The sequence below is a fragment of the Bacillus sp. JJ1503 genome, from assembly GCF_036965125.1.
GTDB lineage: Bacteria > Bacillota > Bacilli > Bacillales > Cytobacillaceae > Cytobacillus.
Map to the genome: position 1 here is coordinate 1 of NZ_JBALOZ010000012.1, position 15165 is coordinate 15165.

29 protein-coding genes are annotated in these 15165 nt (G+C 40.7%); all 29 read left to right on the forward strand.

The features are described from left to right. The first annotated feature begins 68 nt into the window (after nt 1-68). Complete coding sequence (gene rplC / locus V7149_RS01320; protein WP_335343878.1) at nt 69-695, forward strand: 50S ribosomal protein L3; 627 nt, start codon at nt 69-71, stop codon at nt 693-695. A 27-nt stretch (nt 696-722) separates the two neighbouring features. Next, entirely contained in the window at nt 723-1346 is a 624-nt protein-coding gene (gene rplD, locus V7149_RS01325) for a 50S ribosomal protein L4 (protein ID WP_315666873.1), read from the forward strand. Beyond that, a complete protein-coding gene (gene rplW, locus V7149_RS01330; RefSeq protein WP_315668898.1) occupies nt 1343-1630 on the forward strand; it encodes a 50S ribosomal protein L23 in 288 nt (95 codons plus the stop codon). Before rplD ends, rplW begins: the two co-directional genes overlap by 4 nt. A 25-nt stretch (nt 1631-1655) precedes the next feature. Beyond that, nucleotides 1656-2486 (forward strand): 50S ribosomal protein L2, encoded by an 831-nt coding sequence (gene rplB / locus V7149_RS01335; RefSeq protein WP_066301520.1) that lies wholly within the window; start codon nt 1656-1658, stop codon nt 2484-2486. Nucleotides 2487-2546: 60 nt separating this feature from the next. Next, on the forward strand, nt 2547-2825 hold the full coding sequence (gene rpsS / locus V7149_RS01340) for a 30S ribosomal protein S19 (RefSeq protein ID WP_066301517.1): 279 nt from the start codon (nt 2547-2549) through the stop codon (nt 2823-2825). Nucleotides 2826-2843: 18 nt separating this feature from the next. Beyond that, nucleotides 2844-3185 (forward strand): 50S ribosomal protein L22, encoded by a 342-nt coding sequence (gene rplV / locus V7149_RS01345; RefSeq protein WP_009336582.1) that lies wholly within the window; start codon nt 2844-2846, stop codon nt 3183-3185. Nucleotides 3186-3188: 3 nt separating this feature from the next. After that, entirely contained in the window at nt 3189-3845 is a 657-nt protein-coding gene (gene rpsC, locus V7149_RS01350; protein ID WP_335343879.1) for a 30S ribosomal protein S3, read from the forward strand. Nucleotide 3846: 1 nt separating this feature from the next. Next, nucleotides 3847-4281 (forward strand): 50S ribosomal protein L16, encoded by a 435-nt coding sequence (gene rplP, locus V7149_RS01355; RefSeq protein WP_335343880.1) that lies wholly within the window; start codon nt 3847-3849, stop codon nt 4279-4281. Next, entirely contained in the window at nt 4271-4471 is a 201-nt protein-coding gene (rpmC, locus tag V7149_RS01360) for a 50S ribosomal protein L29 (protein WP_057776544.1), read from the forward strand. Before rplP ends, rpmC begins: the two co-directional genes overlap by 11 nt. Nucleotides 4472-4492: 21 nt before the next feature. Beyond that, nucleotides 4493-4756, forward strand: coding sequence for a 30S ribosomal protein S17 (rpsQ, locus tag V7149_RS01365; protein WP_066301504.1), 264 nt, complete (start codon nt 4493-4495; stop codon nt 4754-4756). Nucleotides 4757-4796: 40 nt separating this feature from the next. Continuing rightward, the gene (gene rplN, locus V7149_RS01370) at nt 4797-5165 is read left to right on the forward strand and encodes a 50S ribosomal protein L14 (RefSeq protein ID WP_066301501.1); all 369 of its coding nucleotides are present in this window, start codon (nt 4797-4799) and stop codon (nt 5163-5165) included. A 35-nt stretch (nt 5166-5200) separates the two neighbouring features. After that, nucleotides 5201-5512 (forward strand): 50S ribosomal protein L24, encoded by a 312-nt coding sequence (rplX, locus tag V7149_RS01375; RefSeq protein ID WP_335343881.1) that lies wholly within the window; start codon nt 5201-5203, stop codon nt 5510-5512. A 26-nt stretch (nt 5513-5538) separates the two neighbouring features. Continuing rightward, a complete protein-coding gene (rplE, locus tag V7149_RS01380; RefSeq protein WP_335343882.1) occupies nt 5539-6078 on the forward strand; it encodes a 50S ribosomal protein L5 in 540 nt (179 codons plus the stop codon). A gap of 25 nt (nt 6079-6103) precedes the next feature. After that, nucleotides 6104-6289 (forward strand): 30S ribosomal protein S14, encoded by a 186-nt coding sequence (rpsN, locus tag V7149_RS01385; RefSeq protein WP_009499044.1) that lies wholly within the window; start codon nt 6104-6106, stop codon nt 6287-6289. Nucleotides 6290-6319: 30 nt separating this feature from the next. Next, nucleotides 6320-6718 carry a 30S ribosomal protein S8 gene (gene rpsH, locus V7149_RS01390; RefSeq protein WP_066301490.1) on the forward strand — a complete coding sequence of 133 codons (399 nt, stop codon included), beginning with the start codon at nt 6320-6322 and terminating at the stop codon, nt 6716-6718. Nucleotides 6719-6749: 31 nt separating this feature from the next. Beyond that, nucleotides 6750-7289, forward strand: a complete 540-nt coding sequence (rplF, locus tag V7149_RS01395; protein WP_335343883.1) for a 50S ribosomal protein L6 — start codon at nt 6750-6752, stop codon at nt 7287-7289. 32 nt (nt 7290-7321) lie between these two features. Beyond that, nucleotides 7322-7684 (forward strand): 50S ribosomal protein L18, encoded by a 363-nt coding sequence (rplR, locus tag V7149_RS01400; RefSeq protein ID WP_335343884.1) that lies wholly within the window; start codon nt 7322-7324, stop codon nt 7682-7684. Between the two features lie 24 nt (nt 7685-7708). Next, a complete protein-coding gene (gene rpsE / locus V7149_RS01405; protein ID WP_057776552.1) occupies nt 7709-8209 on the forward strand; it encodes a 30S ribosomal protein S5 in 501 nt (166 codons plus the stop codon). Between the two features lie 13 nt (nt 8210-8222). Further along, a complete protein-coding gene (gene rpmD / locus V7149_RS01410) occupies nt 8223-8405 on the forward strand; it encodes a 50S ribosomal protein L30 (RefSeq protein ID WP_066301482.1) in 183 nt (60 codons plus the stop codon). A 34-nt stretch (nt 8406-8439) separates the two neighbouring features. Continuing rightward, on the forward strand, nt 8440-8880 hold the full coding sequence (gene rplO / locus V7149_RS01415; RefSeq protein ID WP_066301477.1) for a 50S ribosomal protein L15: 441 nt from the start codon (nt 8440-8442) through the stop codon (nt 8878-8880). Further along, nucleotides 8880-10175 (forward strand): preprotein translocase subunit SecY, encoded by a 1296-nt coding sequence (gene secY / locus V7149_RS01420; protein ID WP_335343885.1) that lies wholly within the window; start codon nt 8880-8882, stop codon nt 10173-10175. The genes rplO and secY overlap by 1 nt, the downstream gene beginning before the upstream one ends. 60 nt (nt 10176-10235) lie before the next feature. Continuing rightward, nucleotides 10236-10886 (forward strand): adenylate kinase, encoded by a 651-nt coding sequence (locus tag V7149_RS01425; protein WP_335343886.1) that lies wholly within the window; start codon nt 10236-10238, stop codon nt 10884-10886. After that, complete coding sequence (map, locus tag V7149_RS01430) at nt 10886-11632, forward strand: type I methionyl aminopeptidase (RefSeq protein WP_335343887.1); 747 nt, start codon at nt 10886-10888, stop codon at nt 11630-11632. The genes V7149_RS01425 and map overlap by 1 nt, the downstream gene beginning before the upstream one ends. Before the next feature lie 320 nt (nt 11633-11952). Continuing rightward, nucleotides 11953-12171 (forward strand): translation initiation factor IF-1, encoded by a 219-nt coding sequence (gene infA, locus V7149_RS01435; RefSeq protein ID WP_009336604.1) that lies wholly within the window; start codon nt 11953-11955, stop codon nt 12169-12171. A gap of 35 nt (nt 12172-12206) precedes the next feature. Continuing rightward, entirely contained in the window at nt 12207-12320 is a 114-nt protein-coding gene (gene rpmJ / locus V7149_RS01440; protein ID WP_000868344.1) for a 50S ribosomal protein L36, read from the forward strand. A 21-nt stretch (nt 12321-12341) separates the two neighbouring features. Continuing rightward, nucleotides 12342-12707 carry a 30S ribosomal protein S13 gene (gene rpsM / locus V7149_RS01445; RefSeq protein WP_066301463.1) on the forward strand — a complete coding sequence of 122 codons (366 nt, stop codon included), beginning with the start codon at nt 12342-12344 and terminating at the stop codon, nt 12705-12707. A 21-nt stretch (nt 12708-12728) separates the two neighbouring features. Beyond that, entirely contained in the window at nt 12729-13118 is a 390-nt protein-coding gene (rpsK, locus tag V7149_RS01450; protein ID WP_151537137.1) for a 30S ribosomal protein S11, read from the forward strand. 173 nt (nt 13119-13291) lie between these two features. Continuing rightward, nucleotides 13292-14236 carry a DNA-directed RNA polymerase subunit alpha gene (locus tag V7149_RS01455; RefSeq protein WP_066301462.1) on the forward strand — a complete coding sequence of 315 codons (945 nt, stop codon included), beginning with the start codon at nt 13292-13294 and terminating at the stop codon, nt 14234-14236. Between the two features lie 77 nt (nt 14237-14313). Next, the gene (gene rplQ, locus V7149_RS01460) at nt 14314-14676 is read left to right on the forward strand and encodes a 50S ribosomal protein L17 (protein WP_221845911.1); all 363 of its coding nucleotides are present in this window, start codon (nt 14314-14316) and stop codon (nt 14674-14676) included. The last annotated feature ends 489 nt before the right edge of the window (nt 14677-15165 follow it).

Here is a 15165-nt window from a genome sequence, read left to right on the forward strand (position 1 = left end):
GGTGTAGATATCGAAATCAAACTTTAATGAAATAAATTTAACTTAACTATCTAGGAGGTGTGACTGAAATGACCAAAGGAATCTTAGGAAGAAAGATTGGTATGACTCAAGTGTTCGCTGAAAACGGTGATCTTATCCCGGTAACAGTAGTTGAGGCAGCTGCAAACGTTGTTCTTCAAAAGAAATCAGTTGAAACTGACGGCTACGAAGCAATCCAAATCGGATTTGACGACAAACGTGAGAAGCTATCTAACAAACCTGAAAAGGGCCATGTTGCTAAAGCTAACACTGCTCCTAAGCGCTTCGTTCGCGAATTACGCGGAGTGAATTTAGGAGAATATGAAGTTGGTCAAGAAGTCAAAGTTGATATTTTCGCAACAGGTGAAACTGTTGATGTAACAGGAATCTCAAAAGGTAAAGGTTTCCAAGGTGCAATTAAACGCCACGGACAATCCCGCGGACCAATGTCTCACGGTTCACGTTACCACCGTCGTGTTGGTTCAATGGGACCTGTTGCTCCAAACCGTGTATTCAAAGGTAAATTATTACCAGGACGTATGGGCGGAGAGCAAGTTACAGTACAAAACCTTGAAATTGTAAAAGTTGACGTTGAACGTAACCTATTATTAATTAAAGGTAATGTACCTGGAGCTAAAAAATCTTTATTAAAAATCAAAAGTGCGGTAAAAGCATAGTAATAAGTCGGAAAGGAGGAAATAAGAATGCCGAAAGTAGCATTATTTAACCAAAGCGGTTCTCAAGTTGGTGAAATTGAGCTTAATGATACGATCTTTGGTATCGAGCCTAATAACCACGTTCTATTTGAAGCGGTTGTTATGCAAAGAGCTTCTTTACGTCAAGGAACTCACAAAACTAAAATCAGATCTGAAGTAGCAGGCGGCGGTCGCAAGCCATGGCGCCAAAAAGGCACTGGCCGTGCTCGTCAAGGTTCTATCCGCTCACCACAATGGCGTGGCGGTGGTACTGTGTTTGGTCCTGTTCCACGTAGCTACAGCTACAAGCTTCCTAAGAAGGTTCGTCGCTTAGCGATCAAATCAGCATTATCTTCTAAAGTGTTAGCAGAAAACATTTTAGTATTAGAAAGCCTTGCTTTCGAAACTCCAAAAACAAAAGACTTTAAAGGTGTTTTAAAAGGTCTTTCTATTGAATCCAAAGCACTTATTGTAACAGCTGACCTTGATGAAAACGTAGCATTATCTGCTCGTAACATTCCTGGTGTAACTGTTGTAACTGCTACAGGAATCAACGTTCTGGACGTTTTAAATCATGATAAATTAATCATGACGAAAGCAGCAGTTGAAAAAGTAGAGGAGGTGCTTGCATAATGGATGCACGCGATATCATTAAGCGCCCCGTAATTACTGAAGCTTCTTCTGATTTAATGGCCGATAAAAAATATACGTTTGAAGTTGACGTTAGAGCTAATAAAACTCAAGTTAAAGATGCTGTAGAAACTATCTTCGGTGTTAAAGTTGAGAAAGTAAACGTTATGAACTACAAAGGTAAATTCAAGCGTATGGGACGTTTTGGTGGATACACAAACAAACGTCGTAAAGCAATTGTTAAATTAACAGCTGACAGCAAAGAAATCGAATTCTTTGAAGTTTAATATTAATTGAAGAGGAGGGAATAAAATGGCGATTAAAAAGTATAAACCTACCTCTAACGGTCGTCGCGGCATGACAGGTTTCACTTTCGAAGAAATCACTACTGATAAACCCGAAAAATCCCTGTTAGCTCCATTGAATAAAAAAGCAGGCCGCAACAACCAAGGTAAGATAACTGTTCGTCATCAAGCCGGCGGTCATAAACGCCAGTATCGTATTATCGACTTTAAACGTAACAAAGATGGCATTCCAGGACGCGTTGCTACGATCGAGTACGATCCAAACCGTTCATCAAGAATTGCTCTAATTAACTATGTAGATGGTGAAAAGCGCTACATCCTAGCTCCTAAAAACCTAGAAGTAGGTATGGAAGTAATGTCTGGTCCAGAGGCTGACATTAAAGTGGGTAACGCTCTGCCATTAATAAACATTCCAATGGGTACTGTAATCCATAACATCGAGTTAAAACCTGGTAAAGGTGGACAATTAGTCCGTTCTGCAGGAACTTCTGCTCAAGTTCTTGGTAAAGAAGGTAAATATGTTCTTGTACGCCTAAACTCTGGCGAAGTACGTATGATCCTCGCTACTTGCCGTGCAACTATCGGTCAAGTAGGTAACGAGCAACATGAGCTTATTAACATCGGTAAAGCTGGACGTTCCCGCTGGTTAGGTAAGCGCCCAGCAGTTCGTGGATCCGTAATGAACCCTAACGATCACCCACACGGTGGTGGTGAAGGACGTTCACCAATCGGACGTAAGTCTCCAATGACTCCTTGGGGCAAACCAACACTTGGTTTCAAAACACGCAAAAAATCAAACAAGTCGGATAAGTTTATTGTTCGTCGCCGTAAAAAATAACGGGATTGCCCTACGGTTCACGTATGGAACCGTAGATCAATCGCGAAGGGAGGTTCACTCATGGGTCGCAGCTTAAAAAAAGGACCTTTTGTTGATGATCATTTAATGACAAAGATCGAAAAGCTAAATGAAACTGATGGCAAACAAGTTATCAAAACTTGGTCTCGCCGTTCTACGATCTTCCCGCAATTCATCGGACACACAATTGCAGTTTACGATGGTCGTAAACACGTTCCTGTATATGTCACTGAAGACATGGTAGGCCACAAGCTTGGAGAATTTGCTCCAACACGCGCTTACAAAGGGCATGGCAATGATGATAAGAAAACAAGACGTTAATGAGAGGAGGGCATTCTTATGCAAGCTAAAGCTGTTGCAAGAACAGTTCGTATTGCTCCTCGTAAAGCTCGTTTAGTCGTAGATTTAATTCGAGGAAAGCAAGTAGGTGAAGCAGTAGCAATTTTGAACTTAACTCCAAAAGCTGCTTCTCCAATCGTAGAGAAGGTTTTGAAATCTGCATTAGCAAACGCTGAGCACAACTACGAAATGGACGTTAACAATTTAGTGGTTGCTCAAGCTTTCGTTGACGAAGGACCAACACTTAAACGTTTCCGTCCTCGTGCAATGGGCCGTGCAAGCCAAATTAACAAACGTACTAGTCATATTACTATCGTTTTATCAGAAAAGAAGGAGGGATAATCAGTGGGTCAAAAAGTAAATCCAGTCGGTTTGCGTATCGGTGTTATCCGTGATTGGGAATCAAAATGGTACGCAGGCAAAGACTATGCTGATCTTTTACACGAAGACCTTAAAGTTCGTGAGTACATCACAAAGCGTCTGAAGGATGCTTCTGTATCAAAAGTAGAAATCGAACGTGCAGCTAATCGTCTAAACATCACTATTCACACTGCCAAGCCAGGAATGGTTATTGGTAAAGGTGGTACTGAAGTTGAAGCACTTCGTAAAGCTCTTAACTCACTTACTGGCAAACGTGTACACATCAATATTCTTGAAATCAAAAAAGCTGATATCGATGCGAAATTAGTTGCGGAAAACATTGCTCGTCAATTAGAAAACCGCGTATCTTTCCGTCGTGCTCAAAAACAAACTATTCAACGTGCAATGCGCGCTGGTGCGAAAGGTATCAAAACAATGGTATCTGGACGCTTAGGCGGTGCTGATATCGCTCGTTCTGAATCTTACAGCGAAGGAACAGTTCCACTTCATACTCTTCGTGCTGATATCGATTATGCGACAGCTGAAGCTGATACAACTTACGGTAAGCTTGGTGTGAAAGTATGGATTTATCGTGGAGAGGTCCTTCCTACGAAGAAGAAATCTGAGGAAGGAGGCAAATAATATGTTACTGCCTAAACGCGTAAAATATCGTCGTGTGCACCGTGGAAATATGCGCGGTCAATCAAAAGGCGGCACAGAAGTGAATTTCGGTGAATTCGGTCTACAGGCTACTGAAGCTTCATGGATCACGAACCGTCAAATTGAATCAGCTCGTATCGCTATGACTCGTTACATGAAACGTGGCGGTAAAGTTTGGATTCAAATATTCCCTCATAAGTCATACACTGCCAAGCCTCTAGAAGTCCGAATGGGTTCCGGTAAGGGTGCTCCTGAAGGATGGGTAGCAGTTGTTAAGCCTGGGAAAGTAATGTTCGAAATTGCAGGTGTTTCTGAAGAAATCGCTCGTGAAGCTCTTCGACTTGCTGCACACAAGCTTCCGCTTAAGTGTAAGTTTGTAAAACGAGAAGAAATTGGTGGTGAATCAAATGAAAGCTAATGATATTCGTGACCTTACCACTGCCGAAATTGAACAAAAAGTCAAATCATTAAAAGAAGAATTATTCAATCTTCGCTTTCAGTTAGCGACTGGCCAGCTTGAGAATACAGCTCGTATTCGTGAAGTGCGCAAATCAATCGCTCGTATGAAAACAGTGATTCGTGAAAGAGAAATTGGTTTTTCAAAGTGAAATTGAGAGGAGGTTCGCACAATGAGTGAACGCAACCAACGCAAAGTTTACACTGGGCGTGTTGTTTCAGACAAAATGGATAAGACCGTTACTGTCCTTGTTGAAACTTACAAAAAGCACCCTTTATACGGTAAACGCGTTAAGTACTCTAAAAAATTCAAAGCTCATGATGAGCAAAATACAGCGAAAACTGGCGATATTGTCCGTATTATGGAAACTCGTCCGCTTTCAGCTACAAAACGCTTCCGTCTTGTAGAAGTAGTAGAAAAAGCAGTTATTATCTAATTGTTCGGAAAAGAGTTAATTCCGAAGGGAGGTTACACACATGATTCAACAGGAATCACGTTTGAAAGTTGCAGACAACTCTGGTGCTCGTGAAGTACTTACAATTAAAGTTCTTGGTGGCACTGGCCGCAAATACGCTAACATCGGTGATATTATCGTTTGTACAGTGAAACAAGCAACACCAGGTGGCGTTGTTAAAAAAGGTGATGTTGTTAAAGCAGTAGTTGTTCGGACAAAGAGCGGTGTACGCCGTAATGACGGTACTTACATTCGTTTTGATGAAAACGCATGTGTAATTATTCGTGACGATAAGGGTCCTCGTGGTACTCGTATCTTCGGACCTGTTGCTCGTGAACTACGCGACAGCAACTTCATGAAAATTATTTCTTTAGCTCCAGAAGTTCTATAATTAAAACTAAATTGCCTTTAAGGAGGTGCTTACTGATGCATGTGAAAAAAGGTGACAAAGTTATGGTCATCTCTGGTAAGGATAAAGGCAAAACGGGTGTCATTCTTGCAGCGTTCCCTAAACAAGACCGAGTACTTGTTGAAGGAGTAAACATTGTGAAAAAACATTCCAAGCCATCCCAAGTGAATCCGCAAGGCGGAATCATTAGCCAAGAGGCTCCGATTCATGTGTCAAACGTTATGCCTATCGACCCTAAGTCTGGCAACCCAACACGGGTAGGCTATAAAACGGTTGATGGCAAAAAAGTACGTGTAGCAACAAAATCCGGTGAAGTTCTAGATAAATAGTTTATAGAAGAAGGGAGGTACAATGAATGAGCCGCCTAAAAGAAAAGTATACAAAAGAAATTACTCCTGCTCTTATGAGCAAGTTCAACTATAAATCAATTATGCAAGTACCTGCGATTGATAAAATCGTTATCAACATGGGTGTTGGTGATGCTGTTCAAAACGCTAAAGCACTAGACAATGCGGTTGAGGAATTAGCGCTAATTGCTGGTCAAAAACCAGTTGTTACTCGTGCAAAAAACTCTATCGCTGGATTCCGTCTTCGTGAAGGTATGCCGATCGGTGCGAAAGTTACTCTTCGTGGAAAGCGTATGTATGAGTTCTTTGATAAGTTAGTCTCTGTATCACTTCCACGTGTACGTGACTTCCGCGGTATTTCCAAGAAGTCTTTTGACGGACGTGGAAACTATACTTTAGGTGTAAAAGAGCAGTTAATCTTCCCTGAGATTGATTACGATAAAGTAAACAAAGTTCGTGGTATGGATATTGTTATCGTAACTACAGCTAATACTGATGAAGAAGCTCGTGAACTTTTAACTCAATTTGGAATGCCGTTCCAAAAGTAATCGCTAAATAGAGGGAGGCGAAAACGTGGCTAAAAAGTCAATGATTGCGAAACAAAAACGCACGCCTAAATATAAGGTACAAGAATACACACGCTGCGAACGTTGCGGACGTCCACATTCTGTTTACCGTAAATTTAAGCTTTGCCGTATCTGTTTCCGTGAATTAGCATATAAAGGTCAAATTCCTGGCGTGAAAAAAGCTAGCTGGTAAACCTATAGGTTTAGGAAGGAGGTAAAAACAATGGTCATGACAGATCCAATTGCAGATTTGCTAACTCGCATCCGTAATGCGAATATGGTACGTCACGAAAAATTAGAAGTTCCTGCTTCTAATATCAAAAAAGAAATCGCTGATATCCTTAAGCGTGAAGGTTTCGTACGCGATGTTGAGTTTATTGAAGACAACAAACAAGGGATCATCCGCATTTTCTTAAAATACGGTTCTAATAACGAACGTGTAATCACTGGTCTAAAGCGTATTAGCAAACCTGGACTTCGTGTATATGCAAAAGCTGATGAAGTTCCACGTGTACTTAACGGCCTTGGAATTGCTCTAGTTTCTACTTCTCAAGGAGTTCTTTCTGATAAAGAAGCTCGTGCAAAACAAGTTGGCGGAGAAGTTTTAGCATACGTTTGGTAATAGACTTTCTTAATGAATGGAGGTGCAATAAATGTCTCGTATAGGTAAAAAACCAATTGAAGTTCCAACTGGTGTTACAATTAACATCGATAGTAAAAACACAGTTACAGTAAAGGGTCCTAAAGGTGAACTTACTCGTTCATTCAGCCCGGACATGACGATCCAACTGGAAGAGAATGTACTAACTGTTTCTCGTCCATCTGAATCGAAAGAACACCGTACTTTACACGGTACAACTCGTGCATTACTTTCTAACATGGTTGAAGGTGTATCCAAAGGTTTTGAAAAAGGTCTTGAGCTAATCGGGGTCGGATACCGTGCTCAAAAGCAAGGTACTAAACTTGTACTAAACGTAGGGTACTCTCATCCTGTTGAAATTGAACCTGAAGCTGGCGTGGAAGTAGAAGTTCCATCTAACACAAAGGTTATCGTTAAAGGAATCAACAAAGAACGTGTTGGTGCTTTAGCGGCTAACATTCGTGATGTTCGTCCTCCAGAGCCTTACAAAGGAAAAGGTATCCGCTATGAAGGCGAATATGTGCGTCGTAAAGAAGGTAAAACTGGTAAGTAATGCCGCATAGGTAAACGAAAGGAGTGACTTAAATGATTACGAAGGCTGACAAAAATGCAGTTCGTAAGAAAAGACATGGCCGTGTACGCGCTAAACTTTCTGGAACTGAAGCTCGTCCTCGTTTAAACGTGTTCCGCTCTAATAAGCATATTTATGCTCAATTAGTTGACGATGTAAAGGGAGTTACTTTAGCAAGTGCTTCTACTTTAGATAAAGAAGTAAGTCTAGAATCTGCAGGCAACGTTGATGCAGCAGTTAAGGTCGGAGAATTAGTTGCAAAGCGTGCAGTTGAAAAAGGAATCAAAGCTGTCGTATTTGACCGTGGAGGTTACCTCTATCATGGCCGCGTAAAAGCATTAGCTGATGCTGCTCGCGAAAACGGTTTAGAATTTTAATAGACAAAGGAGGGACACAAAAAGATGCGTCGTATTGATCCAAACAAACTTGAACTTGAAGAACGCGTAGTTACGGTTAATCGTGTAGCGAAGGTTGTTAAAGGTGGACGTCGTTTTCGTTTCTCTGCTCTTGTAGTAGTAGGTGACAAAAACGGTCATGTCGGCTTTGGTACTGGTAAAGCACAAGAAGTACCAGAAGCAATCCGTAAAGCGATTGAAGATGCTAAGAAAAACTTAATCGAAGTACCAATGGTTGGAACAACGATTCCTCACCAAGTTATTGGTAACTTCGGTGCAGGGGAAGTACTTCTAAAGCCTGCATATGAAGGTACTGGAGTTATCGCTGGTGGACCAGTTCGTGCGGTACTTGAATTAGCTGGTGTTGGTGATATTCTTTCTAAATCTTTAGGAACAAACACACCAATCAACATGGTTCGAGCTACTTTGAACGGTTTAACACAATTAAAACGTGCTGAGGACGTAGCTAAATTACGTGGTAAATCAGTAGAAGAACTGTTAGGATAAGGAGGGAAATCAAATGGCGAATAAACTAGAAATTACCCTCACTCGCAGCGTGATTGGCCGCCCAGGGGACCAACGCGAAACAGTTAAAGCTCTTGGCTTACGTAAAATGCACCAAACAGTTGAGCATCAAGACAATCCGGCTATTCGCGGAATGATCAATAAAGTTGCTCACCTTGTTACGGTAAAAGAAATATAATATTCACTCTTCTACAAAATAAGGAGGTGCCAACATGAAACTTCATGAATTAAAGCCTGCAGAAGGTTCACGCGGGGAGCGTAAACGCAAAGGCCGTGGAATCGGTTCTGGTAATGGTAAAACTGCTGGTAAAGGTCATAAAGGTCAAAATGCTCGTTCTGGCGGCGGTGTACGCCCTGGATTCGAGGGTGGTCAAACACCTTTATTCCAACGTTTACCAAAACGTGGTTTTACAAACATTAACCGTAAGGAATATGCGGTAGTGAACCTTGATGCTCTAAATCGTTTTGAAGAAGGAACGGAAGTAACTCCTGAACTTCTTATCGAAACAGGTGTAGTAAGCAACGAAAAAGCAGGAATCAAGATTCTTGCAAAAGGCAAAGTTGAGAAAAAGCTTACTGTTAAAGCTCATAAATTCTCCTCTGCTGCAAAGGAAGCGATTGAAGCTGCCGGCGGTCAAACTGAGGTGATTTAATGTTTCAGACAATCTCCAATTTTATGCGCGTGGGTGATATAAGAAGAAAGATCATATTCACCCTTTTAATGCTGGTTGTATTCCGCATCGGTACATTTATACCGGTACCAGGCGTGAATGCGGAGTTTTTGAAGTCACAGGACCAATTTAATGTATTTGGACTTCTAAATACATTTGGCGGCGGAGCACTAATGAATTTCTCCATACTGGCAATGGGAATCATGCCGTATATCACGGCATCCATTATCATTCAGTTATTACAAATGGATGTTGTTCCTAAGTTTACTGAATGGTCAAAGCAAGGAGAAGTGGGACGCCGAAAGTTAGCTCAGTTTACCCGCTATTTTACAATTGTGCTTGGTTTCATCCAAGGCTTTGGTATGTCCTATGGGTTTAATAACCTAGCAGGTGGGCAGTTAATTGAAAATCCAGGTATTGGAAGTTATCTTCTAATTACAACTGTATTAACGGCTGGAACTGCATTCTTAATGTGGTTAGGTGAACAAATTACTTCTAAAGGTGTAGGGAATGGAATCTCTATTATCATCTTTGCTGGGATCGTAGCTGGTATTCCATCAACGATTAACCAAATCTACGCTCAGCAATTTGAAAATGCTGGAGAGCAGCTATTCCTTCGCATCGTTACAGTCGTATTAATTGTTGTTGCTGTTGTTGCTATCATTGTAGGTACCATTTTTATTCAGCAGGCTTTAAGGAAAATTCCTATTCAGTATGCAAAAAGAATGGTAGCAGGCAAAAGCCCTGTTGGAGGTCAATCCTCACACTTACCTTTAAAAGTAAACGCTGCTGGTGTTATTCCGGTTATCTTCGCTGTTTCTTTTATCGTTACTCCTAGAACAATTGCCTCGTTCTTCGAGCAAAATGATGTAACACTCTGGATTCAACGAGTATTTGATTACTCACATCCAATTGGTATGGTAGTGTACAGTGCTCTTATCATTGCCTTTACTTATTTCTACGCTTTCATTCAAGTGAATCCGGAACAGGTTTCTGATAACTTGAAGAAGCAAGGTGGATATATTCCTGGTATTCGTCCAGGAAAGAATACGCAAGAGTATTTAACACGCGTTCTATACCGTTTAACATTTGTAGGTGCCATCTTCCTAACAGCTATTGCGATCTTACCAGTTCTATTCATTAATATTGCTGGATTGCCGGAATCAGCTCAAATCGGTGGAACTAGCTTACTCATTGTTGTCGGTGTTGCACTAGAAACGATGAAGCAGCTAGAGGCTCAGCTTGTTAAACGTCACTATAAAGGCTTTATTAAATAATTTGGTTTTTAGGGAACCATGGAGGTCCCTAAAAGCCAATCAGATTTAGGGGGATTTCACATGAACCTAGTATTAATGGGGCTCCCTGGTGCCGGAAAAGGTACACAAGCAGAAAAGATTGTCGCTAAATACGGCATCCCTCATATCTCTACTGGAGATATGTTCCGTGCAGCCATTAAGGATGAAACGGAACTTGGCCTTCAGGCGAAATCATTCATGGACAAAGGCGAACTTGTTCCTGATGAGGTTACTATTGGTATTGTCCGCGAAAGATTATCCAAGGATGACTGCCAGAATGGCTTCCTGCTCGATGGCTTTCCTAGAACTGTTGCTCAAGCAGAAGCATTAGAAAACATCCTTGTGGGATTAAATAAACAGATTAACTACGTGATTAATATTGATGTTGATAATAGTATTCTTATGGATCGCCTAACTGGCCGTCGCATCTGTAAAGATTGCGGTGCTACTTATCATCTTGTTTTCAATCCTCCTGCAAAAGAGGGAGTATGCGATCGCTGCGACGGAGAGCTGTATCAGCGTGCTGATGATAATGAGGATACTGTGAAGAATCGCTTAGATGTTAATATTAAGCAAACAAAACCACTGCTCGATTTTTATGAAACAAAAGGCTATTTGCGCAATATTGATGGGCAGCAGGAAATAGATAAAGTATTTTCTGATGTAGATCAATTACTCGAGGGCTTGCAATAATGATCATTTGCAAAACACCGCGTGAAATTGAAATCATGCGCGAGGCTGGAAAAATTGTAGCACTTACTCATGAAGAACTGAAAAAACATATTGCACCCGGCATTACAACTTTAGAGCTAGATGCAATTGCAGAAAAGTTTATTCGAAAACATGATGCAATACCATCCTTTAAAGGTTATAATGGCTTTCGCGGCAGCGTTTGTGCTTCAGTTAACAATGAGCTTGTCCATGGCATTCCTAGTAATCGGGTATTAAAGAATGGCGATATTATTAGCGTTGATATCGGTGCTAAATATAACGGTTATCATGGTGATTCAGCTTGGACGTATCCGGTAGGTTCAATTGATAAGGAGACTCAGACACTTCTTGATGTGACCGAGGAATCTTTATATAAGGGCCTTATGGAAGCAAAACCAGGTGTACGTCTGTCGAACATCTCACATGCGATTCAAACGTATGCGGAATCATTTGGTTTTTCCATTGTACGTGAGTATGTGGGTCATGGAATCGGGCAAGACTTACATGAGGATCCGCAAATTCCTCATTATGGTCCCCCAGATAAGGGCCCGCGTTTAAAACCAGGAATGGTTCTTTGTATTGAACCCATGGTGAATGCAGGAAGCCGATATGTGAAAACGTTAGAAGACAATTGGACAGTTGTAACGGTTGACGGAAAAATGTGTGCCCATTTTGAGCATACAATTGCGATCACCGACACAGGCTATGAGATTCTTACCAAAGTTTAAGCCAGGTTGTAATCTCGCAGTCCATGCAATTTGTTCTACTTTTAGTCAAACCGTATTGGTTCTTTGCGGACTTGATGCTATCGATGTGATATAATATTAAGGTTGTTGTATGGCCTATAATTTTTTAAGACTGATGATGATTTTTTAATCTTCATCTTAAGAATAAACCAGACTGCATCTGTAATTTCATTGATCAAGCATCTCCAGAAGTTCAGGAAGATTACAAGAATCCGGTTGTGTAATGGATGCAATACACTTTGACTATTATGTTAAAGTGAAGAAATGAATTCGTATATATTTGAAAAAGGGGGACTTGTTCGATGGCGAAAGACGATGTAATTGAAATAGAAGGTACTGTTGTTGACACTTTGCCAAATGCCATGTTTAAAGTAGAATTAGAGAATGGTCATACTGTACTAGCTCATGTTTCTGGAAAAATTCGTATGCACTTCATTCGAATTCTGCCAGGAGATAAGGTAACAGTTGAGCTTTCTCCATATGACTTAACACGCGGAAGAATCACTTATCGTTTTAAATAACCACTGCACTCCGTACTACTAAGGAGGTTAGGATAATGAAAGTAAGACCATCAGTTAAGCCAATCTGCGAAAAGTGTAAAGTTATCCGCAGACGTGGCAAAGTTATGGTTATCTGTGAAAACCCTAAACATAAACAAAAACAAGGCTAAAAACAAGGAGGTGCGCAAAGAATGGCACGTATTGCTGGTGTAGATATTCCACGTGAAAAACGTGTAGTAATCTCATTAACTTACATCTATGGGATTGGTAAAGAAACAGCTAAGAAAGTTTTATCAGAGGCTGGTGTTTCTGAAGATACTCGTGTTCGTGATTTAACAGAAGACGAATTAAATAAAATCCGTGAAGTCATCGATAAATTAAAAGTTGAAGGTGACCTTCGTCGTGAAGTATCACTTAACATCAAGCGTTTAATGGAAATCGGCTGCTACCGCGGTCTTCGTCACCGTCGTGGTTTACCTGTTCGTGGACAAAATACTAAGAACAATGCTCGTACACGCAAAGGTCCTCGTAAGACTGTAGCGAACAAGAAGAAATAATCAGTAAAGGAGGTACTTTAAATGGCACGTAAAACTAATACACGCAAACGCCGTGTGAAAAAGAATATTGAACAAGGTGTTGCTCACATTCGTTCTACTTTCAATAACACAATTGTAACTATTACAGACGCTCATGGGAATGCACTTTCATGGTCAAGCGCTGGCGCATTAGGGTTTAAAGGTTCTCGTAAATCTACTCCTTTCGCAGCTCAAATGGCAGCAGAAACTGCAGCGAAGTCTTCTATGGAGCATGGAATGAAAACTCTAGAAGTAACTGTTAAAGGACCTGGTGCAGGCCGTGAAGCTGCAATTCGTGCACTTCAAGCTGCTGGTTTAGAAGTTACTGCAATTAGAGACGTAACTCCAGTTCCTCATAATGGATGCCGTCCACCAAAACGTCGCCGCGTTTAATTTTTCTGTATAAATTTTGTATCCTTGTCTATAATGGGATATGATGGAAAATTTTCTTGCTTTTATACAGACTATTATTCAAGTTGTTGTGCGCAAAACGGGAACGTATACATGGGGAATTTCGGTTATGAATATAGCCGGGGTTTCGACGTTTTGAAGGAGGGTGTATTTTCATGATCGAAATAGAAAAACCAAAAATCGAAACGGTTGAGATCAGCGATGATGCCAAGTACGGGAAGTTCGTTGTAGAGCCACTTGAGCGTGGATATGGTACAACTTTGGGTAACTCCTTACGTCGTATCCTTTTATCCTCACTTCCTGGTGCCGCAGTTACATCAATTCAAATTGATGGGGTACTTCATGAGTTCTCAACAATTGAAGGCGTCGTAGAAGATGTAACATCTATTATTTTGAACATCAAAAAGCTTGCACTTAAGATCTACTCTGATGAAGAGAAGACGCTTGAGCTTGATGTACAGGGTGAAGGTGCTGTTAAGGCCGCTGATATTACTCATGACAGTGATGTTGAAATTCTAAATCCAGATCTTCACATCGCGACTTTAGGAACAAATGGTCATTTGCGTATGCGTTTAACTGCTAAGCGCGGACGTGGATATACGCCGGCTGTCCAAAATAAAAGAGAAGATCAGCCGATTGGCGTCATACCAATTGATTCAATCTATACACCAGTTTCGCGTGTTTCTTTCCAAGTAGAAAATACACGCGTAGGCCAAATGACTAACTACGATAAGTTAACATTTGACGTTTGGACTGACGGAAGTACTGGTCCTCAAGATGCGGTTGCACTTGGTGCTAAGGTTTTAACCGAGCATTTAAATATCTTCGTTGGTTTAACTGATGAAGCTCAAAATGCTGAAATTATGGTTGAAAAAGAAGAAGATCAAAAAGAAAAAGTACTTGAGATGACAATCGAAGAACTAGATTTATCTGTTCGTTCATATAACTGTTTAAAACGTGCTGGTATCAATACCGTTCAAGAGTTAGCTAATAAAACGGAAGAAGATATGATGAAGGTTCGTAACTTAGGCAGAAAGTCTCTTGAGGAAGTTAAACACAAACTAGAAGAGCTTGGATTAGGCCTACGAAAAGATGATTGATAAGCTAGACGCTTTGAAGCATTTTCAAGTAGCTACAATAGCTTAAAGAATCACTTCAACAAAGGAGGGAAACTTTCATGGGATACAGAAAGTTAGGACGTACTAGCTCTCAACGTAAAGCTATGTTACGTGACTTAGCAACAGACTTAATCATCAACGAGCGTATTGAAACAACTGAAGCTCGTGCGAAAGAACTTCGTTCAGTTGTTGAGAAATTGATCACTCTTGGAAAACGTGGCGATTTACATGCTCGTCGTCAAGCAGCTGCATATGTGCGCAACGAGGTAGCTAACGCCGAAACGAATCAAGATGCTGTACAAAAATTATTCAGCGATATCGCTTCTCGCTTTGAAGAGCGCCAAGGTGGATATACTCGTATTATGAAGCTTGGACCTCGTCGTGGAGACGGAGCACCAATGGTCATCATCGAGTTAGTATAATTTTTTAACAAAAAGGGGCGAGAGACAGTTTGTTCAGAAACTTGTTCATTGCCCCTTTTTTGTAAAATGACCTTCTGCCTAATTGTGGCATCCGAGGAATTTAAGTAAAAAGTGAGTGTTACGATGAGCGTACTTATAGGCGTTGGCTAAGTGATCTATTTTTCATATATCACTTGTATGACTCGTCTAGCTCTTGCACCTTTCCGAGTTTTTTAGTTTGCGTATAACAGGTGGGGCCTGTTTTTTTCGGAAAGGTGCAGACTTTTTAAATAAAGTAAAATGACAAATGTTGTATGGGCTTTTAATAGGGAGACAGCTTTGGCATTTTATACAGCTCAGATAACAGATATAAGTTTAGAAATTATTGTTTCCTTTGTGAGGGAAGTGTAAATTCTGAAATATTGTTATCAGCATTATATATCCACTGTCATACTATTGAGGCTCGCCAATTGTGGCGGGTTTTTTAATAGTTAAAAGTCTATTTCGGTG